21 protein-coding genes are annotated in these 24,833 nt (G+C 57.1%); 9 read left to right on the top strand and 12 right to left on the bottom strand.

Features of this window, described 5'->3' with window-relative positions:
- The 9 genes from VKV18_RS03205 to cdaA all read right to left on the bottom strand — a co-directional run.
- A partial coding sequence (locus VKV18_RS03205) for a hypothetical protein (RefSeq protein WP_324202784.1) occupies positions 1 to 387 on the bottom strand: 387 nt, incomplete at its 3' end.
- Between the two features lie 30 nt (positions 388 to 417).
- Entirely contained in the window at positions 418 to 1,593 is a 1,176-nt protein-coding gene (locus VKV18_RS03200) for a CsgG/HfaB family protein (protein WP_324202783.1), read from the bottom strand.
- 133 nt (positions 1,594 to 1,726) lie between these two features.
- Complete coding sequence (locus tag VKV18_RS03195) at positions 1,727 to 2,827, bottom strand: glycosyltransferase family 4 protein (RefSeq protein ID WP_324202782.1); 1,101 nt, start codon at positions 2,825 to 2,827, stop codon at positions 1,727 to 1,729.
- An 11-nt stretch (positions 2,828 to 2,838) separates the two neighbouring features.
- Entirely contained in the window at positions 2,839 to 3,747 is a 909-nt protein-coding gene (locus VKV18_RS03190) for an AAA family ATPase (protein WP_414647173.1), read from the bottom strand.
- 115 nt (positions 3,748 to 3,862) lie between these two features.
- Positions 3,863 to 5,083: a DUF4350 domain-containing protein gene (locus tag VKV18_RS03185; protein ID WP_324202780.1), complete on the bottom strand. Its 1,221-nt coding sequence runs from the start codon at positions 5,081 to 5,083 to the stop codon at positions 3,863 to 3,865.
- Positions 5,076 to 5,912: a DUF4129 domain-containing protein gene (locus VKV18_RS03180; protein WP_324202779.1), complete on the bottom strand. Its 837-nt coding sequence runs from the start codon at positions 5,910 to 5,912 to the stop codon at positions 5,076 to 5,078. Before VKV18_RS03180 ends, VKV18_RS03185 begins: the two co-directional genes overlap by 8 nt.
- Positions 5,909 to 6,955 carry a hypothetical protein gene (locus VKV18_RS03175; RefSeq protein ID WP_324202778.1) on the bottom strand — a complete coding sequence of 349 codons (1,047 nt, stop codon included), beginning with the start codon at positions 6,953 to 6,955 and terminating at the stop codon, positions 5,909 to 5,911. The genes VKV18_RS03180 and VKV18_RS03175 overlap by 4 nt, the downstream gene beginning before the upstream one ends.
- A 51-nt stretch (positions 6,956 to 7,006) precedes the next feature.
- Positions 7,007 to 8,092: a CdaR family protein gene (locus VKV18_RS03170; RefSeq protein WP_324202777.1), complete on the bottom strand. Its 1,086-nt coding sequence runs from the start codon at positions 8,090 to 8,092 to the stop codon at positions 7,007 to 7,009.
- Positions 8,089 to 8,904 carry a diadenylate cyclase CdaA gene (gene cdaA / locus VKV18_RS03165; RefSeq protein WP_016482849.1) on the bottom strand — a complete coding sequence of 272 codons (816 nt, stop codon included), beginning with the start codon at positions 8,902 to 8,904 and terminating at the stop codon, positions 8,089 to 8,091. The genes VKV18_RS03170 and cdaA overlap by 4 nt, the downstream gene beginning before the upstream one ends.
- Positions 8,905 to 9,143: 239 nt before the next feature.
- Here cdaA and VKV18_RS03160 point away from each other — a divergent pair, with 239 nt between their 5' ends.
- From VKV18_RS03160 to VKV18_RS03135, 6 genes are all read left to right on the top strand, one after another.
- The gene (locus tag VKV18_RS03160; protein WP_324202776.1) at positions 9,144 to 10,316 is read left to right on the top strand and encodes a citrate/2-methylcitrate synthase; all 1,173 of its coding nucleotides are present in this window, start codon (positions 9,144 to 9,146) and stop codon (positions 10,314 to 10,316) included.
- 107 nt (positions 10,317 to 10,423) lie between these two features.
- Positions 10,424 to 12,307: an excinuclease ABC subunit UvrC gene (gene uvrC, locus VKV18_RS03155; protein ID WP_324202775.1), complete on the top strand. Its 1,884-nt coding sequence runs from the start codon at positions 10,424 to 10,426 to the stop codon at positions 12,305 to 12,307.
- 96 nt (positions 12,308 to 12,403) lie between these two features.
- Positions 12,404 to 13,603, top strand: a complete 1,200-nt coding sequence (gene steA / locus VKV18_RS03150) for a putative cytokinetic ring protein SteA (RefSeq protein ID WP_324202774.1) — start codon at positions 12,404 to 12,406, stop codon at positions 13,601 to 13,603.
- 14 nt (positions 13,604 to 13,617) lie between these two features.
- Positions 13,618 to 14,487, top strand: a complete 870-nt coding sequence (locus tag VKV18_RS03145) for a copper transporter (RefSeq protein WP_324202773.1) — start codon at positions 13,618 to 13,620, stop codon at positions 14,485 to 14,487.
- 1 nt (position 14,488) lies between these two features.
- Positions 14,489 to 15,196 carry a glycosyltransferase family 2 protein gene (locus VKV18_RS03140; RefSeq protein ID WP_324202772.1) on the top strand — a complete coding sequence of 236 codons (708 nt, stop codon included), beginning with the start codon at positions 14,489 to 14,491 and terminating at the stop codon, positions 15,194 to 15,196.
- A 2-nt stretch (positions 15,197 to 15,198) separates the two neighbouring features.
- Positions 15,199 to 16,014 carry a hypothetical protein gene (locus VKV18_RS03135; RefSeq protein ID WP_324202771.1) on the top strand — a complete coding sequence of 272 codons (816 nt, stop codon included), beginning with the start codon at positions 15,199 to 15,201 and terminating at the stop codon, positions 16,012 to 16,014.
- Here the strand turns inward: VKV18_RS03135 and VKV18_RS03130 are convergent.
- Entirely contained in the window at positions 15,998 to 16,822 is an 825-nt protein-coding gene (locus VKV18_RS03130; protein WP_324202770.1) for an MBL fold metallo-hydrolase, read from the bottom strand. The two genes, VKV18_RS03135 and VKV18_RS03130, sit on opposite strands and share 17 nt — an antisense overlap.
- Positions 16,823 to 17,990: 1,168 nt before the next feature.
- On the opposite strand from VKV18_RS03130, the gene VKV18_RS03125 reads away from it, so the two are divergent.
- The 3 genes from VKV18_RS03125 to murI all read left to right on the top strand — a co-directional run bounded on the left by VKV18_RS03125 (position 17,991) and on the right by murI (position 22,118).
- The gene (locus tag VKV18_RS03125; RefSeq protein ID WP_324202769.1) at positions 17,991 to 20,147 is read left to right on the top strand and encodes a methyl-accepting chemotaxis protein; all 2,157 of its coding nucleotides are present in this window, start codon (positions 17,991 to 17,993) and stop codon (positions 20,145 to 20,147) included.
- A 733-nt stretch (positions 20,148 to 20,880) separates the two neighbouring features.
- On the top strand, positions 20,881 to 21,297 hold the full coding sequence (locus VKV18_RS03120; RefSeq protein ID WP_324202768.1) for a GerMN domain-containing protein: 417 nt from the start codon (positions 20,881 to 20,883) through the stop codon (positions 21,295 to 21,297).
- Positions 21,294 to 22,118, top strand: a complete 825-nt coding sequence (murI, locus tag VKV18_RS03115) for a glutamate racemase (protein ID WP_324202767.1) — start codon at positions 21,294 to 21,296, stop codon at positions 22,116 to 22,118. Before VKV18_RS03120 ends, murI begins: the two co-directional genes overlap by 4 nt.
- A 142-nt stretch (positions 22,119 to 22,260) precedes the next feature.
- On the opposite strand, the gene VKV18_RS03110 is transcribed toward murI, so the two are convergent.
- Both VKV18_RS03110 and VKV18_RS03105 read right to left on the bottom strand, forming a co-directional pair.
- Positions 22,261 to 24,363 (bottom strand): AAA family ATPase, encoded by a 2,103-nt coding sequence (locus VKV18_RS03110; RefSeq protein ID WP_324202766.1) that lies wholly within the window; start codon positions 24,361 to 24,363, stop codon positions 22,261 to 22,263.
- A 254-nt stretch (positions 24,364 to 24,617) separates the two neighbouring features.
- On the bottom strand, positions 24,618 to 24,833 hold a 216-nt coding region (locus VKV18_RS03105; protein ID WP_324202765.1), incomplete at its 5' end, for a hypothetical protein.

Below are 24,833 nucleotides of genomic sequence, written 5' to 3'. Positions count from 1 at the left end.
CCCAACCCCGCTGCCGAAGATGCTGGGAATATCCAGCTCGTTGGTAAACACATAGGTAAGGCCGTTTGCCCGCCCCTGATTATCCACCGAGACATGGCTAAAAGGCACATTGGGAATACCCGGCAAGGTGGTGCTGCCGATACGGATTACCAACGTGCCGGTGCCGGCCAGGTTATCGGGCGCCTGCGAGGTATAGGTGACGTTGTTCATCACCACCGACACGGGGTCGGCATTGCCGTGAATGCCCAAAAAGACGAGTTGTTGAGGGGGAGCGGCCAGAGTGGTCCCTGGCGCTCCCCAGGCCAGCCGGCAGAAAAGCAGGAGCGAGGCGAGTGCTATGCTTCCCTGCCAGCCTATGGTATGGAGGATTGTTTTTTGTTTGCGCATGTCCATCCTCTCCTGTGAAAAGTTTTTCCTCTATTTCGATTGAGATGTTTTGCTATCTTCTGACGAACCGTCCGCATGGGAAATGAAATGAACGACATCTCCCACCTGGAAACCGCTGCCGCTATCTACGGCTAAAATGGAAATATGATCCCGCACCTCTACGATGTGGGCCTGTCCCGCCTCCACATCCTTCGTGCGCCCGATGACGGTCTGCGTGTCCGGGTCTACAATGGCGTGGCCGGGGTGCAGAATGTCGAGCTTATCGCCCACCTGCAGACCGGCATCGGTTCCCGCGTTCAGATAGAGGTCTTGCGTGTTATTGTCGCCCATCTCCACGTCGGCGATGCGTCCTTCCCAAGGCACCGCCTGCATGCGGTTGCAAATAAACAGCACGGCTTGGGCGATAGCCCGTCGCACGGCCTCCCCAAGAGGCGTGTTGCTTACGGCATCCATCGTAAGCCCCACATCCCCTTTGTTATAAGAGATGGCGGTGCCGCTGGCGGTGGCGCGCCCTACGGCATGAACCGAATCGATCACCTCGCCGGTAACCACATCGTAGATGCGCACATCAATGCCCACCATCGCTGTGGAATGCCCTGTGGAAAGACCAAGCGCCCTGCCTAAAACCCCTCCCGCTCCCAGGCTGGACTCCTCGAAGGAGTACTCGGTAACCGCACCGCGTATGAGGGCCTGTGCGCCCAGCAGTTGGCCGGTCTTCGGAGCCGCGGTGGGGTTGACCCCACCGCTCGCCCCCAGCTGCTGCTCCGCCTGGATGTCCTGTAAAGCGCTGCGCTCAAGCACCACAAACCGTTTGCTTTCGACCAGCGCCGTGGTGAGCATCTCGGTAAGCCCTGTGCCAAAATCGGTGGGAGGGGGTATCTGAATGGTTGTGGTGGTCACGGTGCCTCCGCTGGGGGTGGGCGAAGTGTAGGAGGTGGCCGTTACCTTCACATCCATATTCATCACGCCAAGACGCTTGCGAGGCCCGTAATAGGGAGGTAGTTTGCGTAAGGCTTCCATTAGAGCGCGATTCTCTTTTGGCTGCTTCTTCTTCGCCGAGCTCTCCCTATTGCTATCCACATCGTTCTGCCCCTGAGCGCCCGCAGGCTTGCCCGAATCGTCCGGCGTTTGCACGGCACGACACGGCCAACAGCAACTTAGGAACAAGCAGAGCAACAGCCCCAATAGAGTGCTTTTTTTGTTCATCTTCGCTATCTGCCCTCCAATGTTTTAACGAAACGGCCGGTTAGATTGGTTAAGATGCCATTTCAGCGACCTTATACACCCATTTTAACAATCGATCGTCAAAAAAACGTCAAAAAACGGGGTTTTGGGGCGTTTAGCAAAAAATTTTTTTAGGCAGCAACTCTTGATACAACGCCAAATGGCGCGCAACCATTCGTTCGGCCGTGTAAAGAGCCATCGCCCTTTGAAATGCGGCCTCAATAGAGCGCTCGCGCAGGACCGGGTCGGCCAATAACGCTTCGATGGCCTCTGCGAGGGCCGTGCTGTCTTCCGGCGGCACGAGCCGACCGTAGCGGCCTCCACCCAGCGTCTCCATCAATCCACCGACGGCGGTGGCCACAATCGCCTTTCTGGCAAACATGGCCTCTATGGCTACAATCCCTTGCCCCTCCTCACGCGAAGGAATCACCACCACATCGGCCGCCGCATATAGGGGCTCAACCGACGGCAGAGGCCCTAGCAGCCTCACATGGTCAAGAGAGGAGGCCTGCTGAACCAGCGACTCTCGCTCCGGCCCATCGCCTGCTATCACCACCAGCGGTGGGGTAGCCCGCATGGCGAGCTGCCGAGCGGCCGCAAGCAGAACGTCAAACCCCTTCTCTTTGGCAAGCCGCCCTATGGAGGCAACAACGGGACGCTCCAACGGCAGGCCTAACTGCGCCCTGGCCTCTCCCCGTGAGGGCAGCTGTAAAAAGGGGGTAGGGTCTATTCCGTTAGGGATCACCTCCAGCCCTTGAGAGGGAATGCCGGTCGCCTCTGCGGAGCGCGCCACGGCCTCCGACACGGCAATAATGCGGCTTGCACGCTTGGCAGCCCACCGGAAAAAGAGCCGCTGGGGCGCGCTCAACCGAGGTACTAGGTTATGCAGGGTAAACACGAAGGGAAACTGTGCGCGCCATACGGCCGGTGCGGTTAACAGAGCCGCCCGCAGCCCATGCGCATGCACAATCTGCGGCGAGTGTGCCTGGAGCCTTTGGGCGAGCTGGAACACGGTTCGGATGTGTGCCGGTGGGTTTTGCCGAAGACTGAACGCCATGGGGTAGAGCGGCACAGAGAGGCCCTCAAGCACAAAATCGGGCGGTGCCAGCAAAAACGGCTCCCAACCGGCTTGCTGCAACCCGGAGATCAGCGTGTGTAGATGACGGCGAATGCCCCCTACCGCCGGACGGGTAACGAGCGCTATGCGCGTGGGCATAACCACCGCTCTCAGCGCGGAACCTCTACTGCTTGCAAGGCCGCCTCCAATACCCTATCGGAGGTGAAACCTTCCAACTCCGATTCGGGGCGCACCATGAGGCGATGTCGCAAAACCGGAAAAGCCGCGTCCTTCACATCGTCCGGCGTTACGAAATCTCGCCCCCGTATGGCAGCCAGCGCCCTAGCCACCGTAAAGAGGGTAATGACGGCACGTGGGCTGGCCCCTAACAACGTATGCCGATTGTCGCGAGTTGCGCGCGCCACCTGAACCACATAGCGTCTTACCGCCGGTTCCACACGCACCCGCTCCACTTCCGCCCTCAGCTTCCCCAACTCCTCAACGCTCAAAAAGGGCGTGATGTGGGCCGTATCAAGGTCTTGTGCGCGAAAGCCCTCCAAAACTCGGGTCAGTATCTCCTCTTCCTCTTCCAAACTCGGATATCCGATCTTCACCATCAACATAAACCGGTCGAGCTGGGCCTCCGGCAGCGGATAGGTGCCCTCGAACTCAACCGGGTTTTGGGTGGCACAAACCAGAAACGGGAAGGGTAGCTCGTAGGAAACGCCGTCTATGGTCACCCGCCGCTCCTCCATCGCCTCCAGCAGGGCCGACTGCGTTTTAGGAGGGGTACGATTGATCTCATCCGCCAGCACTAGGCCCGCGAAAATCGGCCCTCGCTTCAAGTTGAACTGCCCGCTGCGTGGGTCGAAAACGTTGGTGCCTAAAATGTCGGAGGGCATGAGATCGGGCGTAAACTGAATGCGGGCGAACGAGACGTTGAGAATACGGGCAAGCGTGCGTATGGCGAGCGTTTTGGCCGTTCCCGGCACCCCTTCCAACAACACGTGACCACCCGTTAGTAAGGCCACTATCAGCATCTCTATAAGCTCATGCTGCCCCACAATGGCCTTATGCATCTCCTCTGAGATGCGCTCTGCCACCTGCTGCACAGTGCCCACCGCGCCTGCCGAATCGCCGGAAAGAACCGGCGGGACAGAAACCGCAGGGGGCACGTTCGCAGGAGAAACGTTTTCAAAATCCGACAAGATGAAGCCTCCTTTTCCAGTCGTCTAGTGCGCGCACAAGCTCCTGAAGCTCTTCTTTTGAAGGGCGCCCCCTTTCCAGCACCTGCTCACATCGCTCCAGCAGAGGGCCTAATCCCTCTATGTCGCCTACCCCATACCGCGCAACCCTCTCAAGCAACACCGAGCGTGGAGTCTCTTCGGCCACACCCACAGTCATCGTCAAGGCGTGAAGAAAGGCCCTATAGAGCTGCTGTAAAGCGAGATCGGTGGCGCCGGCACGTTGCAGGAACCGCCCCAGCGAAACGACATAGTCGGCCCCTGCCGTAGGCCTTGTGACGAACATCGAGCGAAGAGGTCCGCGCCGACGGTTTTCATTATAAATGATCACAAGCCCTAAAACAACAAGGTAGAGAATAGCCATCTTCAACGGCACAGGCAACGCTTTCCAAACGTCCTCATTCCCAAGCACTTCAGGGGCGCCGTCAAACCCGTAACCGTGATGATATTCATCAAACAGTATCCATCTATCGCTCTTGCCAACCGCCAGCGCAGCCAAATTGGTCATAAAAACGGCGTTGTCTTGCAGAGCAATCCCCTGGTTGTTTAACAACAGATCGTCCGCTACCACGATCAACCGTCCCTTTCCCACCCTCTTCTCTACCGCGACATCTCCCTGAGCGTCCTTGAAAAGCACGCGATACGGCGCTCCCGGTCGAAACTGCAGGCGAATAGGGGAGCGAACCGCGATGGTGTGCACGTTCCGTAACAGCGGATCGGATGCCAAGGTGGGCGCGACCTGCGCTACAGAAGGCACCTCTTTGGCGGCCACATTGGCAAGGTCTCCACCCAGCGGGTCTCTAGGATCATAGCCGCGCACCGGCAGCCCCGATGCATAAAAGAGCGTGCCGCCGTTCTCCACCCAGCGCATCAACGCCTCTTCTTCCGCCATAGAGGGCTGCCGCGAATCCTCAAGCGGCTCCTGCACAATCAACAACGCCGCCCTTCGGTCGAGCCGGCTCCACGGCCCGGCCAGCCGCTCCACCGAGAAGCCTAACCGGTCATAGAGCAGATAGAGCGCCTTTAGCCCAATCGGCCGTGAACTTAAGGAGGTGGGGAGGTCCGAGGGGAGGGTGCGACTGCCGGCACGATTAAAATAGACGAGCGCTAAAAACATGCCCACGAACAGCAGCCCCAACAGCAGCTCATAGGAGACCCGAACGCTACGCACCGTTCATACCCCCCTGCGCCCCTCGAATAGCAGCGCCCCCTAACAGCTTCACAACGGTTTCATAGGCGCTTAGGCCTCGCCGATAGTCCCCCTCTTCCGCGGCGAATTGACCGTACCAAAACTTGTCGAAATCTCTGGCCAACGGCGCGATGACTTCGTAGAACCCATCCAATCGCTTGGCCCGCAGCGCCCGCAAATACTCGAAGTTCGTGCGGTCTCGCGCATATTCGATGATCTGAGCTTGATCGAGCCGGCACAATATCGCCAAGAAAAGGGTGCGAAAAGCCCGCCGGTAGTCCCCGGCAGCCGCGAACTGCTGAGCCTGCTGCAGCAAAACCTCCGCTTCGGGCAGCACGACCGGTGCCGGCTCCGTCTCTGTCGTCACCTTAAAAGAGGGCTTCTCTTGCGGCTTGGTAAGACGCGGCCATATCGCGTTTCTCACCAACCGCCATAAAAGCCACCCGCCTAATAACACCAGCCCCACAACAAGTACATAGACTACAGGTCTTGGAATAGAAGACGTGGCCATGTTCCCAAAATGGAGACGCCGTTGCAACCAGTGCCAAAACCGTTCCAAAGCGCCATAGAGGTGGTAGAAGAAGTTTCTAATGGCCTTGAGAATCGGGTTTGCAGCGGAGGGCGGCGAAGGCCGAAACTCGGGACGCGAAAGAATCTCCTTCAGCGCTGTGCGCACCTGGGCAGGGTCGGGCGTCTGCGCCAGACAAGCGGCATTGAACAGAGCGCAGAAAACAAACACCAAACTTGGAAAAAACAGGTTCGACACCCTGCGCCGGCAGAGAGGTTGAAACCCAGAGAAGCTTCGTTTCATAAACGCTCCTCCCCGGCGTACAGCCGCTGTGCCAGAAGGCGCACATCGAGGGCTTCTCGCCGAATGCGGCAGTCCACGTAAAGCTTTACAACAACGATGACAATGTAGAGAAATGTGATGAGGGCGACAACAAAGGAGATGAGCGACTGAAGCGGCTCCGATAGGAGCGGAGGAAACGAGAAGTGATCAAACACATAGTCTAACGGCGAAAGCGCCGCCAACTGCAAACACAGCACCACCGGCAACAGCAGCGTTGTGGTAATCCATAGTCTCAGCGCTTGGGAGCGCGAAAGGAGGCTTGCGTTACGCTCCCATACGGCCCCCACCGGCAGCTTTTCATAGACGATCAGAGGGCAAGCAAACAGGAAATAGCGCGTTATAATTCCTACCGCTACCATAAAGCTCACGAACAAATCCACAAACAAAAGCACAAACGCGACGACAGCAACCACATCCCTGGCGAAAAGGGTGCGTGACATCCACATAACCAACGCCAAGATCACATAAAACAGCATCTGCATAACGAAAAGCGCACCGATAAAAACCACAATGGCAATGAGCGCCAAGGGGATGAGTCGAAAAGCAGGGGCTAGTCCCTGCTTCAAAGCTTGCCGAAAAGAGAGCGGTTTTTCATCTAGTAGCAGGGAGAGGACATAGAGGCAGAGAGGCCCCGATGCCACCAACAACACGCAAAACGAGAAAAAGCCCGGTACCGCTGTGCTTGGTGAGCCGACAAGGAGGAACTTGCCTAGGAGGCTGAGCACGGTGTCGGTTGGGATATTTCGTGAGGTGTAATCAAACTGCAAGATATCGGGGCGCATCCAAATCACCTGAAGCGCGTAACAGATCACGTGTGCCGGAAGATAAAAGAGCGCCGATAGCAATAAGAGAGGGCGGTATTCGGTGCGTAACAGGTCGAAGGAGCTGTCGAGGATGGCCATAAGAGGCATCGGCTTCGTCTCCACGGTGGGCCTCGTTAAAGACGCCGATGCCGGCCTTTTCGATGTTTCCACAAGGTTCTGCACGGAACGCTGAACGGCCATGATGTTTAATTCTCCGCAAATGCGCTTTATCCTTCTAATTATGCGCAAAAACTACTCACCATCGGTTTTCGGGGTCGAGGGGGTCTCATTCGAGGTAGGAGCGCTTGTAGAGGGGCGTGAAGGCCTTGGAATGGCCTCCTTAACAATAGAGACGTAGATTTTTACGCGCGAAAGGGGTTGCCCCTGAAGGTTATAGGCCTTCACCCCATCCGGCAGCACCAACTTTGCTTCCAATGTGGCATCGGCAGTGAGCGGCTGTAGCTCGATAGGCTCTGTGCTCACCACGGAAAGACGCCCTAAAATTGTAGGCAAACCTTTTAGCTCCACTTGGCTCGGCAGCGCCTCAATACGCACGACCCGATAAGGGGGTGTTGGAAGCGAGGCAACCTGTGGGCTAACGACAGCTATTTGGAAAGATGGCTCGGAGACCAGATAGGCCGTCACATGCGCCGTTGGGGGGGAGATGGTCACATCCGAAACCGTAACCCCCTGCTTGTTCACCGCTTGAATGGCAAAATCTCCCCGTACTACCCCCTCGGCCAGCAGCGTGGGATAGACGTTTAAGCGGGTCACGGCATCCACGTAGTCCTCCCGTCCGCTCACCTCGGCATGGGCCGGCACCACCTGTAAGCTCTGGTAGGTATAGCCCAAAGGAGGCGGCGGAAGCACGGCATGAATCGGAAGCGCGCGTGTGATTCGGGCATAAAGCTGAAGGTGCAGCGTTACCGGCCCCTCGATGTGAATCTGTTCCATCACATCCGGCTTCAAAGTCGGAATGGTATAACGGGCCGGCACGATGGCCACATGGGTGTTGCTGCCTTGGCCGGCCAAATCCACATCGGCAACCACATCGCCATCGCGCATGTTCTCCACGAGAATGCGAGGCCCCGTAACGCGCACAAGAGGATGTAACGCTGTGGCATCGCAGATCACGTCGCTCGGAACGTTGTGAACCTGCACGGTTGCTCTGAGCGGCACCGTGATCTGCGGGTTCATGTTATGCTCGGCCTGCACGTAGAAGTAGAGCAGAAGCGACAGAAACAACGAGATGAGTTTCAGCCCTAGGTTGCTTTGTAGCCGTCCCAATAGCGCAGGCAACCCGCTCGGCGCATGAGGTTGGCGAGTAAAAAGTCTCATTTCACAGCCCGCCTATTCCCAAAAAGACGCTCTGGCGGTTGCAACTGACGAGTAAGACGCTCGCGCAACGTCTCACGATTAAGCCCTCGAATGAACTTATCGCCCACGGCCAGCGAAATGGTTCCTGTCTCTTCAGAGACAACCACGATGAGCGCATCGCTGTTCTCCGCCATCCCCATCGCGGCTTTATGGCGGGTGTGGACGGCAGCCTCCACGCGAGGCCGATCGGTAAGAGGCAATACACATCCGGCTGCGGCGATCCGGCCTCGCCGAATCACCACCGCCCCATCGTGCAGGGGGGTGCCCTTGTAAAAGAGGGTTTCTAAGAGCTGATCGGTCACCACCGCGTCAATCGGCACACCGGTCGTAATGATCTCATCGAGGCCTGTCTGACGTTCAAACACGATGAGAGCCCCGGTGCGGTTTGCGGATAGGTGGTAGGTGGCCATGGCAACGGCATCTATCACCGCGCTTAGGTCTTCACGGGGCAGAAGCGTTAAACCCTGGCTCCAAAACCGCGGGCCAAACTCTTCGAGCGCATGGCGCAACTCCGGATAAAACAGAATGACCAGAGCGACCGGCCCGAGGGGTAGCACCTGTCGTAGCAGCCAGTTCAGCGTATCGAAATGGAGAAGGGAGCTAAGATAGAGCGCCGCCGCTAACGTGAACAGCCCCCCCAAAATCTGCCAAGCTCGCGTGCCGCGCACCAACAGGAGGAGCCGATAGATAAGGTAGGCCACAAGCAAAATATCAAGCGCGCCATACCAAGTGATGTGAGTGCTAACCGCATGGAGCGCTTGTGCCGGTGTCATTCAGTTCCTACTCCCCAAAAGTTGGGCGTTGCCCTCGCTGCAAACGGAAGATAATAACCCCTCTTCAAAAGAAGTTGACCCAAACAGTCGCGAACCTATAATGGCCTCAGGTTTGCTGACAAGTTAGCCCTATTATACCCTAGCGAGAGGGCGAATCGCCGTTGCGGCTTCTCGAAGGAAAAAGGTAGAATAGCGTGTGTGCGAACGCCCATACCACGCATCTATCGAGGAGAACCGTTATGACCGCCGTTGCCGAAGGCCTACGCGATGTGATTATTGGAACCTCCACCATCTGCGAAGTGCTCCCATCCGGTCAACTCTTTTACCGAGGCTACAATATCCACGATCTGGCAGACCACTCCAGCTTTGAGGAAGTGGTCTATTTATTGTGGCGTGGCCAACTTCCCACCCTTGCCCAACTCGAAGGCTTTAAAGCCCTACTAGCCCAGGAGACCGCCTTTGCCGAAAACGTTCTCTCCCTCCTGAGGCTCTTCCCGAAATCGGCTCCCCCAATGGATGCGCTGCGTACGGCGGTTTCGGCCCTCGGCATGTTCGATGCAGATAACGGAACCCATACTCCTGAAGCCAACCTGAGAAAATCCATCCGACTTCAAGCCGCCATGCCCGTGCTCGTTGCCGCCTTTGAAAGGCTGCGTCAAGGCTTGGAACCCATCAAGCCGCGCCCCGAGCTGGGCATCGCCGGCAATTTCCTCTATATGCTGCGAGGGGAAGAAGCCGACCCGCTCTACGTTCGTACCCTCGACATAGACTTTATTCTCCATGCCGACCACGAGATCAATGCCTCCACGTTCGCCACACGGGTCACCGTGGCTACCGGTGCCGATATCTACGCCGGCATCGTGTCGGGTATCGGCACGCTCTCCGGCCCCAAACACGGCGCCGCTGCCGAAGAGACCATGCGCATGCTTCTGGAAATCGGCGACATCTCGAATGTGGATGCCTATATTCGCCCACGTCTCACCGGCGAGAAACGCATCCCCATCCCCGGTTTCGGACACGCCGTCTATCGTGCGCCCGACCCGCGCGCCCAACATCTTCGCGAAATGAGCCGCAAACTGGGTGAGTTGCATAACAACCTGAAATGGTTCGAAATGACCGCCGCTATCGAAAAGCTCGTCGAGGAGCTAAGCAACACTCCCGAACGCCTCGCCGCCGGAAAACAGCCTATCTACGCCAACGTGGACTGCTTCTCCGCCTCTTGCTACTACGTGATGGGCCTTCCTATCCATCTCTACACCCCCCTCTTCGCCATTAGCCGCACCGCCGGATGGTGCGCCCACATGATGGAACAGATACAACACCCAAAGCTCATTCGACCGCGTGCTGAGTACGTAGGTCCCCATGACCTACCCTACATACCTATTTCACGGCGCGAAAACGGAAGTCACTAACTCCTTGACAACCGAAACCGAGACAACGGTCGTGCGTAGAATCTCTTTGACGTTATTAATACGATGCCAAACCGTTGCTATTTGAAGACCTACTAGGAGAGACAGGGGTGCCCACGCCCGCCGTTGAGGAAAAACTGAAGACACTGCCCACTCGCCCCGGTTGCTATCTCTACAAAGGCGAACAAGGCGAGATTCTCTATGTGGGGAAGGCCATCAACCTGCGCAATCGGGTGCGCTCCTACTTCCAGAAGGGGGCCAATTTAACCCCCAAAGTGCGCCGCCTGGTGAGCAAGATCACCGATCTAGAGGTCATTGTCTGCGATAGCGAGCTAGAGGCCTTAGTGCTTGAATGCTCTCTCATCAAAAAGCATCGCCCACCCTTTAATGTGCGCCTGCGCGACGATAAGCAGTATCCTTACCTCTGCATAACGACCTCCGAGCCTTTTCCACGCCTTATCCTCACACGCCGCGTCCGCCAAGATAAGAACCGCTACTTCGGCCCCTACCCCAACTCGCGAGCGGTTCGCACCACCATGGAGCTTATCAATCGCATCTTCCCACTTATCTCCTGTGGCAAGCCCTTCGATGGCAGCCCCGTGCGTAAACCCTGCCTCTACTACCACTTAGGGCAATGCATGGCGCCTTGTGCCGGCCTTGCGGATAGAGAGGCCTATATGGCTGCGGTGAAAGAGGTGATAGACTTCCTCGAAGGACGCCAAGAGCACATCGTCCAACGGCTTAAACAACAGATGGAGGAGGCCGCCGAAAACCTTGAATTTGAACGCGCTGCCCGCCTGCGCGACCAGTGGCAGGCCGTAGAGGAGACGCTCCAACGCCAGAAAGTCCTTACCACCGAAAGGATCGATCAAGATGTTATCGCCGTGGTGGAGGATAACACAGGCCTGAAAGAGGCCTGTGTGCAGATGTTCTTCATTCGTGGGGGCAAGCTCATTGGGCAAAACCATTTTCTGGTGGAGGGCACCGAGGAGGAGAGCCTTAGCGATGTGGTTCGCGAGTTCCTAAAACAGTACTATCAGGAGGCCGCCTCGATACCCGAAGAGATTCTCCTCCCCTGCGATATCGATGAGATAGAGATCGTGCGTCAATGGCTGCGCCAAAAGCGAGGTAAAAAGGTGGAAATACAGGTGCCGGTTCGGGGAGAGCGCAAACGCCTGGTGGAAATGGCCACCGAAAATGCCCTACACGCCCTCGAACAGATCAAAGCCGAGATGCGCGCACGCCTCGACAATACCGAGCAAGCCCTTACAGAGCTGGCCGAGGCGCTGGGTTTGGAAGACATCCCGCAGCGCATCGAGTGCTACGACATCTCCAATACCCAGGGGGAACATCAGGTCGCCTCTATGGTCGTCTGCGAAAAGGGCGAGATGGTGCCCCAAGAGTATCGCCGCTTCAAGATCAAACGCAGCGATGGCAAACCAAACGACTATGCCTCGATGCATGAGGTGATCGCGCGCCGTCTGAAGGAGGCCAAACAGGGCAACCCCAAGTTCACCCGACTACCCTCCCTCATCATCGTGGATGGTGGGCGTGGACAGGTGTCCGCGGCAGAGGCCGCCATGGAAGAGGTTAATCTCCATCTTCCCCTTGCCGGCTTGGCCAAACAGTTCGAGCACCTCTATCTACCTGGCGAGCCAGACCCTGTTATCCTGCCACGCAACAGCCAAGCGCTCTACCTGGTGCAACGCATTCGCGATGAAGCCCATCGCTTTGCAAATACCTTTGGCGCCAAAGTGCGCCAACGCGCCCAAACTCACTCCATTTTAGAGGAGGTTCCCGGCATCGGCCCAAAGCGTCGGCGAGCTCTCCAACTGCATTTTGGCGGCCTCGCTAAAATACGTGCCGCCACCATCGAGGAGTTGGCCGCTGTCCCCGGCATGACCCTCAAGCTGGCCACACAACTGTATGAAACCCTGCATCCAAATAGCTTCGTTGGCGAAGTAAACGGCATTTCTGCAGAAACAACCGACTAAATTTGACAATGTAGCGCCTTAGAGCACATAATGCGTGTAGTGCCTCGCTTTAAGAGGCGTGAACCATTAAAACCAAAGTCGTCCCCTACAGAAGGGATGTATACCATTCGCAACGCGCAGATAACCGATCAAAGTAAAGCTCTTGAAGAGAAGGCCTCTTTAGTTTATGCGCGGGTTTTGAAGGATCGGCGCACAAAGAACCTTATTCCTCGTCTACGCCCCGGCGATATCGCCCTTATCGCTCATCAAGACCTGGATGCGGTAGCAGCGCGTGCGCTTGTGGAAAAGCGCGTCTCCGCCGTGGTCAACGCCGCGGCCTCCATCTCTGGGCGTTACCCCAATCGAGGGCCTCTTATTCTCATGCAGACCGGCATCCCACTCCTCGACGCGGTGGGTGAGGAGGCCTTCTTCCTTGCGCCGGATGGAGGCCAAGCCACCCTGATCGGGGATAGCCTTCGCTTTCAGAACGGCCTCTGCCTTCAAGGCAAGCGCCTTACCCTGGAGCTTGTGGAACAACAGATGGAAGCCGCTCGGGCCAACCTCGATCATGAGCTAACGCTTTTTGCCAAAAATACGCTGGCCTACATTGAGCGCGAGAAAGGCCTGCTTGCGGCTCCCATCGAGGTGCCTCCCTTAAAAACCCGATTCGCCGATCGCCATGTGCTCATTGTGGTGCGTGGCGAGGGCTACAAACAGGATTTGGCGCTTTTGTTGGAACGCGGTTACCTCCACGATGCCCGACCGGTGCTGCTGGCCGTAGATGGGGGCGCCGATGCTCTCTTGGAAGTTCACCTTCGCCCCGATGTTATTCTTGGCGATATGGATAGCGTGAGCGATGAAGCGCTTAAATGCGGGGCCGAACTGGTGGTGCACGGCTATGCCAGGGAAGATGGGCGCGGTGCCCCAGGGATGGAAAGAATCAAAAAACTCGGCCTCAATGCACATGTCTTCCATATGGCAGGTACCAGTGAGGATGCCGCCATGCTGCTGGCCGATGAGCTTGGTGCACGTCTCATCGTGGCCGTTGGTACCCACTTCTCTTTAGAAGAGTTTCTCGATAAGGGGCGGCGTGGCATGTCAAGCACTTTTCTCACACGCCTTCGCATCGGCTCAAAACTTGTGGACGCCAAAGGGATAGGACGCCTGCTGGAAACGCAACCCCACCAGCTGTTCCGAGCGTTCGCTCTCATTCTCCTCGCAGCATCTACTCCCATCATCGCCATGCTCTTCATCTCAGGTGCCGGTAAGGCCCTACTGCGCTTTCTCTCCGTGCTCTGGCACTACCACTTTCGCTAAAAAAGGAATGTTAAGTGGGACCCGGATTTAAATATCACGTCATCACCATTTCGGCCATCTTTCTCGCGCTTACCGTGGGGCTTGTGGTTGGCAGCCTCACGGTCTCCCCGCGCCTCGTTCGCACCTTTAGCGGTGCCTTGCACAACCTGAACATCACCGTGCAGCAAGACCTTGCTGCCAAGCGCCAACAGGTGGCCAACTATCAAAAATTCTTGGATAAGGTGATGCCCTCCCTGGTTCAAAAAGACCTCCAAGGCCAGGCCATTACCCTCATTCAAGTTGGCGACTACTCCGACCCCATTCCCGCCATCCAAACCGTGGTGAGTCAAGCCGGAGGGGAGGTGGTAGACGTCATCACCCTTCAACATATTTTGTCGGATGATGGAGGCCTCCTCGATCAAAGGCTTACCGAACTGCACTCCGATCATCCTAACCTGCCTACCACCCGTGCCAAACTGTTGAATCTCCTCGCCACCACGCTGGTTAAAGGAGAAAACGCCAACGATCCGGTACTTGGCCCCCTGCAAGATGCCGGCCTCATCAGCTTCCACTCCAACTACCCCCTACAGCCCGTCTGTCATCGTTTTGTGCTGCTTGCCGGCAGCCATGCCGACGCCACCCCCCGCGTAACCGATGTGGACGCTCCGCTCATTGCCGCACTTCAGCATCTGGGCGCTACGGTGGTGATGTGCGAACCGCAAAATGCCTCCGTCTCCGATGTGCCTGTTTACCATTCCCTCGGACTACAGGTTCCGACGATTGATAACGTAGACGATAGCATCGGCCTCTACAGCCTTGTCCTCGCTCTACAAGGGGGAGTAAGCGGCGACTTCGGCGTGAAACCTACCGCCAAAGACCTTATTCCAACTCCAAGCTCCTCGTAAAATGCTCTCCGTTCTCATTCCGGCCTACAATGAAGAGATGCGCATAGGGCAAACCGTCCTCGCCGTAAAACGCGCCTTGCCCGCAGCGGAATGCTTGGTTATAGACGATGGTTCAAAGGATGCTACGGCACAACGGGCTGAAGAGGCCGGCGCTGATCTTGTCTTACGCTGCCCTCATCGGGGTAAGGGAGCCGCCTTGCAAACGGGTTTGAGGGTGGCCAACGGCGATATCCTGCTGCTGTTGGATGCCGATCTGGAAGAGACGGCGGAGGCAGCGGCCGCGCTTGTGCAGCCGGTGTGCAAAGGGGAGGCGGATATGTCTATCGCCGTCTTCCCGAAAACCCAAAAAGGCGGGGGGTTTGGCCTTGTCGTTCGCCTTGCACGATGGGGCATTCGCAAGCTTACCGGATGCACTTTTCAAGCGCCTCTCTCCGGGCAGAGAGCGCTTAAGAGGGAGCTTTTAGAGCAGATCGGCGGTTTTGAGACAGGCTGGGGAGCCGAAGTGGGGCTTACGGTGCGTGCCCTGCGGCTCGGAGCACGCCTTGAGGAGATAGAGTTGCCCATGCGGCACCGCGTTACCGGCAGACGGCCGGCCGATCTGCTGCATCGGGCGATGCAGTTCTACGCGGTAGCCCGCGTCCTTTTGCGGCTCTGGCTCACTCCTCACTACCGTCCAGAAGCCGCGACGCGCAAACTAGGGGCGCCTTAAAGATGGACTACCGCCTCCTCGCCGCCTGTTTGGTCCTCTTGGTGGCTCTGCCATGGCTGGGCGAAAGGCTCTTACGTCGCTGGGGGCATCTGCAGACTAACTTTCGGGGTGTGGCCATTCCGCAGAGCTTCGGCGCCGTCGTTCTCCTCCAAACGTTTCTTCTCTTTAGCCTGCTCGCCAGGCTTTGGCCGATGCAGCGTCCTCAGTTTCTCAGTTGGGAGCTTCTCTGTGTCGTCTTTGGACTACTCGGCCTTGCTGATGACCTGTGGGGCACATCGGAATATAGAGGGTTCAGGGGGCATCTGCGAGCGCTCTTTCAAAATGGAAAACTCACCACCGGCCTTCTGAAAGCTGCAGGCGGCGGCCTGTTCGCACTGTGGTTCAGCTACGAGAACTTCGCGCCGAACTGGCCAAGAGTGGTTCTTGGAGGGCTTGTAATTGCCCTTTCTGCCAACGCCATCAATCTCCTCGATCTGCGCCCCGGGCGCGCTATCGCCGTTTTTCTGGTCGTCGCTCTCCCTCTTCTGCTGCAGGTAACAAGCCCCCTTCATCACCCTCTCTTCTTCCTTATTCTCTGTGCGGCCTCTTTATGGCCTTACGATGCACGGGGCCGAGCGATGCTCGGCGATGTTGGCAGCAATCTCCTCGGAGCGGCCATGGGGTTTGCCTGTGCAGAAACCCTCTCGTTAGGGGGGCTTATTGGAACCCTGCTCCTGCTTTGCGGCTTTCACACGCTCACCGAGCGCGTTTCTCTCTCGAAACTAATCGAAGAAAACCGCATTCTGCGTTTCCTCGACCGCCTTACGGGCCTACGCTGAGCATATACCCATCGTAGGCTGCCACAATGTGCGCCTTCCCTAAAGCCGCCTCCAGTTGCTCGTGGGTAAAACCTCCATTATGGGAGAAATGGGTGGCCACTATGGGGGTCTCTAGGTGAATGACCTTGTTTTCGAGCAGCCACTGCTTCATCTTCACCACGTCGGAAATAGACATATGCCCTCCATAATCCCCCTCCAAGGGGCCTTTGGTGCACTCCACAACAACGGCATCCAATTTGCAGCCTAACAAGAAACTCCACGTCGCTTCATCGTACCAGCCGGTATCGCTGGCATAGAGCAGGGTGGTGCCTTGCGCATCACGCAGCACATAGTTAAAGCAGGTGATGGTCGGATCGTGATGGGCCACAATCGGTGTCACTTCATAGCCTGCAATCGTCTCCGTTTTCCAGGCGCAAAGCGTGTGGAGTTCCAGAGGAAGAGCCCACTTTTGTTGCATGGGACGCAAGGTCTCGATGACTTCCGGCGGTCCATAAACCGGCAAAGGGCGCTCAAGCAACCTAGACACGAAATGCACCCCGCTATACTGCAGCTCTGCCGGGCAGAAATGGTCTTCATGGGCGTGCGTAAACAGCAGCGCCTGCAACGTGCGTAGCTCGATGTTATGGGCTATCGTATGGTAGAAGGTATCGGGTGGAAAATCTATTTTAAGGCGCCTATCTATGAGCAGAGAAGAGCGCGTGCGCACGTTTTTGCCTTTATGCACGCGGGCATAGGCGCACACGCTGCAATCACAAAAGAGCCCGGGCCATCCTTCCGCAGCGGCCGTCCCCAACAACTCCACACGCATCACACAACCCTCCTTAATAGACTCGTATCATCGCCTGTCGGCGAGCAATATACAGACGATCATATATACCCTGTAAGCGTGGAGATTTCCTATCCCTAATAGGGGAAGGGCGCCCTGCCCCAGAAAATCGCAAGATTTTCTGGGGACCCCTGCGTCGGCCTTGAAGAACCGGTGAGACAGCCGCCTGTCATTTCTTGTGAGATAAACACCTGTCATTTCGAGACGATAATACACCTGTCATTTCGAGCCAATAATACACCTGTCATTTCGAGCCGAAAGCGAGATAAACACCTGTCATTTCTCGTGAGACAAACACCTGTCATTTCGAGCCGAAGGCGAGAAATCTTGAATTTCAATCCCTACCGGTTCTGAGGGAAAGGGGAGGGCTGCGGAATGCCGATGCCCAAGCCCCCTTCTCATCCCCCCGCACGCGGGGGGAAGCTAACCCTCCCTCCCCCTGTAGGGGGAGGGTTGGGGAGGGGTTGCAGAGACTGCCGGCTTCACCGTTCTAGAGCCAATTCGTGGAGTAAGCCGACTTTGCTCGCCCCCTATCCCTTCCTTTCCCCCGATTCGGGAGAAAGGGGGCGGTTGTGGTTGGTTTCCAAAAGGAAAGCTAATCAAAGGAAACCGCCTGTAGGGGCACGGTGACCGTGCCCCTTTTGCTAATCTCCCCTCTCCCTGTAGGGGGAGGGGGAGGGCGCCCTACCCCAGCGTCGGCCTTGAGGGGCGGGGGTGGGGGCTTGAAGAGCCGATGATACGCCTGTCATTTCGAGATAAACACCTGTCATTTCGAGACGATAATACACCTGTCATTTCGAGCCGAAGACGAGATAAACAACTGTCATTTCGAGCCGATACCACAACTGTCATTTCGAGCCGAAGGCGAGAAATCTTGAGTTTCCATTCCCACCCGTTCTAAGGGGTAGGGGTGGGACTGACAATCTCACAGTTCTAGAGGCAGTCGGTATAGCAAGCCGACTTTGTTCGCCCCCTATCCGGGCACAGAGGGGAGTTGTAGCCCATCACAGATTCCTGTTGCGTGAACAGGCTAGCAATAGAGGGTGATGCGCCCTAAAGAAACGGCGCGTTTTTGCGAAAATCCCTACACCGAAGGTCAACAGAAGACGACCTAGACCAAAAACAGCTTGCGGCTTCAGGGAGATGAAAAATGCGTTGGTTCCTCGATTTACGTACGTCCCATAAACTGGCACTTGGCTTTGGAGTCTGTATTCTCTCCATGCTAAGCTTGGGCGTTCTGGGCCTGCTTCGCATGAATGCCCTTCTACAGATGAACAGCCGTTTCTACCAGGATGAACGACTCTTAAACGATGGAGTACGAGTACGCGGCAACATGTTGCGTTATCAAAGAGATGAGAAGGATCTCATTTTAGCCCGGAGTGCCTCCGACATCGCGCGTTACTCGCAGGAGATGCAGGGATACGAATCGGCCCTTCAAGAGGCGCTCTCCCAGTGGAAAAAGGAGGCAACACGCGATGCCGATCGCACGGCGATTCAAAAAATAGAGAGCGACTGGAGCGCTTTTCTGCCCATTGATCGACAAGTTCGGGCGCTTGCCCGGCAAAACAAGAACGAGCAGGCCCAGAAGCTCTCCGAGGAGAGTGGGCGCTACTGGCTCAACGACATCGAGAAAACACTCGATGACTATATTCAGGATGCACACCAGCGCGCCAAACAGATGCATGAGACCTCTTTGGCTCTCTCGGCCGCCTCCCGTTTGCAATTTACCGCGCTCATGATCGTGGCAACGCTCTTGAGTCTGGGCCTTGCGTGGCTCACGACCACCTCCATCACGAAGCCACTTGCACAGGTTTCAGAAAGACTAGCAAGATTAAAGAGTGTATGTTTTACGGGTTTAGAGACAGGTTTGCAGCACTTGACACAAGGCGATCTTACGTTCACCGTAGAACCAACAACGCAGCCTCTTGACATATCTCGCAAGGATGAATTAGGGCATCTAGCAGGAACCTTTAACGAGATGCTAACAAAAATAAAGAACGCCATACATGCTTATGAAGAAGCACGCCAAGGGCTTATTGACCTTATAAGTAAGGTTGCCGAAAGCGCCATAGCGGTTTCCGCGATGAGCCGTCAGCTGAACGTCTCCGCGGAGCAGACGGCGCAGGCGGCCAACGAGATCGCGGGTTCTGTTCAAGAGGTAGCTCAGGCGGCAAGCCAATCGGCCACAACAAGTCAGGAGATCGCCCGTGCCAGCGATCAACAGGCCCGAGCGGCCACCGAGGCGGCTACGGCAGTAGAGACACTTCAGGCGGCCATCGCCCATATTCGTCAAACGTTAGCCGAGCAACAGCAGGCCGCAACAAAGGCCAATAAGGGGATGCAGGAGGCCACCCAAATCGTCTCGCAGGTAAGCCACTCGATCGAGGAGATCGCGGAGCGTGCCCAGAAGTCCGCACAGGATGCTCACGCCGGCTCCAAAGCCGTTGAAGAGACCATTGATGGCATGGGGCGCATTCGTCAACAAGTTGAAGTGGCTGTGGAGAAGGTGAAACATCTTGGCAAGATGGGACAGGAGATCGGCACGATCATTCAAACCATCAACGAAATCGCCGAACAGACCAATCTGCTCGCCCTCAACGCGGCCATCGAGGCAGCGCGGGCCGGAGAGCATGGACGCGGCTTTGCGGTGGTGGCCGATGAGGTGCGTAAGCTGGCCGAGCGCTCTTCTCAGGCGACAGGGCAGATCAGCACGCTCATTAGTGAGGTGCAGCAGGGGGTGCAACAGACGGTGACCGCTATGGATGCAAGCAGCCAAGAGGTGGCCCTAGGAACCTCCCAAAGCGAGCAGGCCGGCACAGCGCTGATGCAGATTCTCACTTCGGTAGAACAGGTTACAGCCAATATCGAAAGCATTGCCGCCCTGGCGGAACAGATGGCGGAGAGCGTAAACGAAGTGCAAAAGACGGTAGAGCAGGTTGCAGTAAACGCGGCAGAAGATATGCGGCTGGTGGAGAACATGAGCCAGTCGGCGGATAAGGTTTCTGAGGCCGTTGCGAGCGTAGCCGCCATCTGTGAGGAGACCGCCGCAGGTGCGGAGGAGATGAGCGCTGCCGCAGAAGAGGTTGCAGCCTCTACGCAAAACGTCTCTGCTTCCGTTGAAGAGCAGGCTGCGGGAATGCAGGAGGTAAACGCAACCGCCGCCGAACTCGGCAACATGGCACATCAGTTGGAGGAGCTTACAAGCCGATTCAAGCTTGAGGAGGTTTCTGCCGAAGCCTCTAAACCGATGAAGGCCTCTTCGTCTCCGGAGGCCAAGTCGTTGAAAACGCTTCGTAAAGCGGCATGAGTTTTCAAACAACCCCTCCAGAACACGAGACCTAAAGCGGCACGGAGGCCGCGCTTTCTTCCCCGGACACGGATGTCCGGGGTCTTTTTCTTTGAGTAGTTCTAGACATGTCCATCACGATGAGAAACTATCAAACATAGAGGGAACCACATAGTGGGTAACCACAAGGGTTACCCCTACAGGGGGCGGGAGGGCCAACAAGCTAATCGGCGGTTTCGTTATGATTAGCTTCCTTTTGGAAACTAACCATAACCGCCCCCTTTCTCCCGAATCGGGGGAAAGGACGGGATAGGGGGCGAACAAAGTCGGCTTGTTTTGCAAACTGACTCTAGAACCGTGAGATTGTCAGCCCCACCCCCCTTCCTCTTAGAACGGATGGGGTGTGAAACTTAAGATTTCTCGCCTTCGGCTCGAAATGACAGTTGCCTTCGACGCGAAATGACAGTGGTTCATCTTGCCTTCGGTTCGAGATGAGATTTACAGGGCATCCGAACGTCGCCCGATTGACAACGAAGCGAAGTGCACAGTATACTTGCCTGCGGTTGGAGATTTTGGGGTGCTTCTATAGCCCCATTAGGATGCGAGGCGACATCGGCCAAGATAGTTCACTATGAAGAGATTACGCAGAAGCAGCTTCTTTGTTTGTGGTTTTCTAACCGTTTTGTTGTCCGTGTGGCTCACGGGTTGTAACAAACCCTCGTCCACGACAACCCCTTCCGGGCCTACGAACAGCGTGCCCCCGCCCGTTACATCGCCCCCGGCTCCCAACCCCACCAGCACGGCCAGTAAGACCCCCGTTACCGATGCGATCAACCGCTTATTGGAGGAACAGGCGACGACGCCCTACCCGGTGTTGCCGCGGGGCACGAAGCTGTTGGGAGCACGGGTAAAGGATGGCGTGGCTTATTTAGACTTTAACAGCGCCTTTAATCAGCTGGCCAATATGGGAGACACGACCGAGTCGGAGGCGCAAAAGGCACTGCGCCATGCCCTGCAGGGCATTCCAGGCGTAAAAATGATGGCCGTCACGGTGGAGGGAAAACCCTTTCAGAGCCAAATGACGGACTGGACAACGCCCTTCCCCATTGCGGATTTGCCCGCTCAGCCCGATAGCCAGAGAACCTCCGAGAGCAACGAGGTTCGCCCGTGAGCGCTCCGTTTCTCGGTGTGTTCGATTCGGGAGTCGGAGGGCTTACGGTGGTTCATGCTCTGCGCAAGGCGGCACCCCATATTCCGATTTGGTATGTGGCCGATCAGGCGCATGTGCCTTATGGCGGGCGTCCTTTGGATGAGGTACGCGGGTTTGCGTGCGGCATTAGCGAGGCGCTTTTAGCCAATGCCACTGCGGAGTGCGTGGGCGTGGTGATGGCATGCAATATCTCTTCGGCGGTCGCCTTGCCGGTGGTTCAGGCGAAGTACCCGCATGTGCCCGTTTTGGGTGTGGTCGAACCGGGGGCACAAGCGGCCGCGAAGCGCACACGGAATGGTCGCATTGGGGTGCTGGCCACGGAAGGAACGGTTCAGAGTGGAGCTTACCGCCTGGCGCTGCGCCGGATAGCTCCCGACTACGAGGTGTATGAGGTCGCCTGCCCCGCCTTTGTTCCCATCGTGGAGGCCGGTGCGGAGGGGAGCGAGGCGGCTAGAGAGGCTGCCTGCCTCTACTTGCACGAATTGGAAGCTCACGAGGTAGATACCGTTATATTAGGTTGTACACACTACCCTTTTCTGCTCCCCCTCTTGCGCCGCCTCAGCCCGCAGTTTGTGTATATAGACCCTGCCGAACCTACCGCGGAGACCGTTGGCCAAATGTTGTCTTCGCTTGAAGTGCTTGGTACGCCGCGTCATCGGCTTTTTACCACCGGCGATGTGGGCGCGTTTCATGCCCAACTCGAGCGTCTCTTCCCCGATCTGCTTCTCGTTTCCGAAGTCAAATCGGCCCGGTGGGATGGCGACCAGCTTGTATTAGATTGAACCGGGCAATCTTCTTGTTTCCTGATGGGCAGGTAACCCTTGCAGGGGGATGCCACAACAGGGCAACCTCAACACATACTGTAGGGGCAGGCCTCGTGCCTGCCCAATAAAATAGGGTGACCGCAAGGCTGCCCCCTACGCTCTATGCAACGCGCGCCTGAAGGGCGTTGTCGTGTTGGAAGATGGTTACGGTAAGAGGGGCCGATTCGCCGGGCACATCGGGCAGGTACGGCTCCAAGATCGCGCCGAGTTGCTCGTCTACCTCGCGCTCCCAGTCGCGGGGGTGAGCGGCGTGTTGTTGCCGTTGCAGCAACCATTCCAGCGCCGTAGCATCCCACTTCAGTTCGATGCCTTGCGCATGATAGCGTTGGATGAGCGTCTGCAGACAGGGCGTGGTGAGGAGGGCTTCGCGTTCGATGGGCGATGGCGCCCTCATGCACACCTCATCCATCTGCTCCACGAAGTCGGGTTCCAGCACGCTTTCGGCCAGCTCTCGCGGGTCGGGTATCTGTTTGGTGTGGCCTCCGACCAGCCCCATTTTCCGAAGCTGCTCTGGGTTAACGTCGGCGGAGAGCAGGGTGATCGTGTCGCTAAGGAAGATGCGTTTGCCGCACGAGTCGGTAAGAAGGCCGGTGGCGATGGCTTGAGCGAGCAGGCTGCGAAGGCTTTTGTGGCAGGATTCGATGTTGCGACAGAGGAACACACAGCTGCCGAGCTGGGCAATTTGATGGATGGGCAGACGGCTTTCGTAGCCCACATAGCCCGGAGGCGAACCGATGAACTGAGAGATATCGTGCGCCTCGCGCATGCCGGCAAGGTCAATATCCACGAGGCGGGCGGCATCGCCGTAGATGGCTTCGGCGATGGCCTCGGCAAGCGGACGCGCCATGTGGCTCATCTCTCCGATAAGTAAAAGGGTGGCGTTGGGACGTTCGGGGTGGGTATCGAGGCCGCGCAAGCTAACACTTAGGCGATGGATTAGCGCTTCGGCATCGCTGGGCAGCATCAAAGGGCGTTCCTGCAGAACCTGTTTCAAGCGGGCGATGCGTTCGGCGGGCGTCAGCCGCACGCCTGTCATACGGCGGGTTATCTCGGCCACGTCGCTCTCACGCACCTCGGTTTGTCCTTTTGCCAGCGCGTGCGCGACGCACTGTTCAAGCAGGTCTACGCCTTTATCGGGGAAGCAGCGGTTGCGCAGGCAGGTATGGGCCACCTCTAAAATCTGTTGGAGAACCCCATCGCTCACGCTTACGCCGCGCAGGCGTTGCAGCTCGTCTCGGAGAGCTTCGAGGATGGCACGTGTTTGAGCGAGCGTTGGCTCCTGAACGCGGATGGGCTGAAAACGCCTTTCGAGGGCGGGGTCGGCCTCGATGAAGCGGCGGTATTCATCGTCGGTGGTGGCGGCAATGCAGGCGATCTCCCCGCCGGCCAACGCTGGTTTTAGAAGGTTGGCGAGGTCGCTCCCTCCTCCTGCGGCGCGCACGATGGTGTGCATCTCATCAATGAAAAGCAGTACGCCGGTACGGCGAGCTTCGGCGAGAAGGGCTTGCACACGCTCCTCGAACTCACCGTGCACATGGGTGCCGGCGAGGAGCGAGGCCGGCTCAATAGCCCAGAGATGGGCGTTTTGTAGGAGGGGCGGCACGGCGCCGCGCGCGATATATTGGGCCAAGCCCTCCACAATGGCCGTTTTGCCGACACCGGCCGGCCCAATGAGGGCCGGGTTGCGCTTGGTACGTCGGCATAGGGTTTCTATAACCAGCTGTATCTCCTCTTCACGCCCGACGACCGCGGAGAGGCGGCCTTCGCGAGCGGCGCGCGTTAAATCTCTCCCATAGCGCTCTAGCAGGGGGCAGAAAGGCTGTTCCCAAGAGGCGCTTTTGGAGAGCGGAACAGGCTCTTCCAGCTTATAGCCGGCTCGAGTAAGGATAACCGCACAGAGATCGCGTACTTCGATTTGAGCCGTGTTTCTTGCCCGTGCAATGCACTCTGCTTCGGCAACCACCTCCTCTTCGGAAAGCTGCGGCCCGCTGTGACCCTGCTGCAGGCGCCGTTGAAGCAGGGGGAGAAGCGTTTCTGGATGGATTTCTTGGGTCATCTGTTCCACCAAGCCGCGATGTTGGCCGAGAAGTACCAGCAGCCAATGAGCCAGTGTTAGGGGCTGGCCCGCCGATTGAAGCGCTCGAACGGCCGCCACGAGATGACGGCTTTCAGCCGATAGGGATATAGAGTCATTTGCTGACATAGGAATAATCGCTCGCTCCTTTTTGAACAGATCGGAACATACTGCAGGAAACTGCCGCTTCAGCCATGCGAAGCCACGCTGCCTATATAATACACTTTTGTGTGGATAGAACCCTGAAAGCGCCGTCTCATCCAACGCCAGAGCCGTCGTAATGCCCCAAAACAACACTTAAACGGCCAAACCAGTTTTTAATGCGGTTACCGCCACAGGCTTCGCCTTTGCATGTGCCAAAAATGAGGGAATTGTGGGGCAACCTATCTGTGGGCGGGCAAGGAGACCGTTTCGGGCTTTTTGCCCTGAGAGAGGGCTTTATCCAAAACCTCGATAACCTCTTCCACCTGCTCTCGCACTTTATGGGTGGTGAGAGGCAAGATGACCCCTTCGGATGTGAAGCGGTGCCCTTTGAAAGCGTAATTCAGCAGCCGAATAGCTTCTGGGGTAAGGCGGACGTGGGGGGCGAACCGGATGGT

It is taken from the genome of Chthonomonas sp. (assembly GCF_035294505.1).
In the GTDB taxonomy this organism is placed as follows: Bacteria; Armatimonadota; Chthonomonadetes; order Chthonomonadales; family Chthonomonadaceae; genus Chthonomonas.
Note: the sequence above shows the minus strand (reverse complement) of the source record. Positions and strands in the feature narration are given on the sequence as shown.

Coding starts and splice junctions, on each gene's coding strand:
- VKV18_RS03200 (WP_324202783.1), bottom strand. CDS start 1,593: ATGAACAAAAAAAGCACTCTATTGGGGCTGTTGCTCTGCTTGTTCCTA.
- VKV18_RS03195 (WP_324202782.1), bottom strand. CDS start 2,827: ATGCCCACGCGCATAGCGCTCGTTACCCGTCCGGCGGTAGGGGGCATT.
- VKV18_RS03190 (WP_414647173.1), bottom strand. CDS start 3,747: ATGCATAAGGCCATTGTGGGGCAGCATGAGCTTATAGAGATGCTGATA.
- VKV18_RS03180 (WP_324202779.1), bottom strand. CDS start 5,912: ATGAAACGAAGCTTCTCTGGGTTTCAACCTCTCTGCCGGCGCAGGGTG.
- VKV18_RS03175 (WP_324202778.1), bottom strand. CDS start 6,955: ATGGCCGTTCAGCGTTCCGTGCAGAACCTTGTGGAAACATCGAAAAGG.
- VKV18_RS03170 (WP_324202777.1), bottom strand. CDS start 8,092: ATGAGACTTTTTACTCGCCAACCTCATGCGCCGAGCGGGTTGCCTGCG.
- cdaA (WP_016482849.1), bottom strand. CDS start 8,904: ATGACACCGGCACAAGCGCTCCATGCGGTTAGCACTCACATCACTTGG.
- VKV18_RS03160 (WP_324202776.1), top strand. CDS start 9,144: ATGACCGCCGTTGCCGAAGGCCTACGCGATGTGATTATTGGAACCTCC.
- steA (WP_324202774.1), top strand. CDS start 12,404: ATGTATACCATTCGCAACGCGCAGATAACCGATCAAAGTAAAGCTCTT.
- VKV18_RS03140 (WP_324202772.1), top strand. CDS start 14,489: ATGCTCTCCGTTCTCATTCCGGCCTACAATGAAGAGATGCGCATAGGG.
- VKV18_RS03135 (WP_324202771.1), top strand. CDS start 15,199: ATGGACTACCGCCTCCTCGCCGCCTGTTTGGTCCTCTTGGTGGCTCTG.
- VKV18_RS03130 (WP_324202770.1), bottom strand. CDS start 16,822: ATGCGTGTGGAGTTGTTGGGGACGGCCGCTGCGGAAGGATGGCCCGGG.
- VKV18_RS03125 (WP_324202769.1), top strand. CDS start 17,991: ATGCGTTGGTTCCTCGATTTACGTACGTCCCATAAACTGGCACTTGGC.
- VKV18_RS03110 (WP_324202766.1), bottom strand. CDS start 24,363: ATGTCAGCAAATGACTCTATATCCCTATCGGCTGAAAGCCGTCATCTC.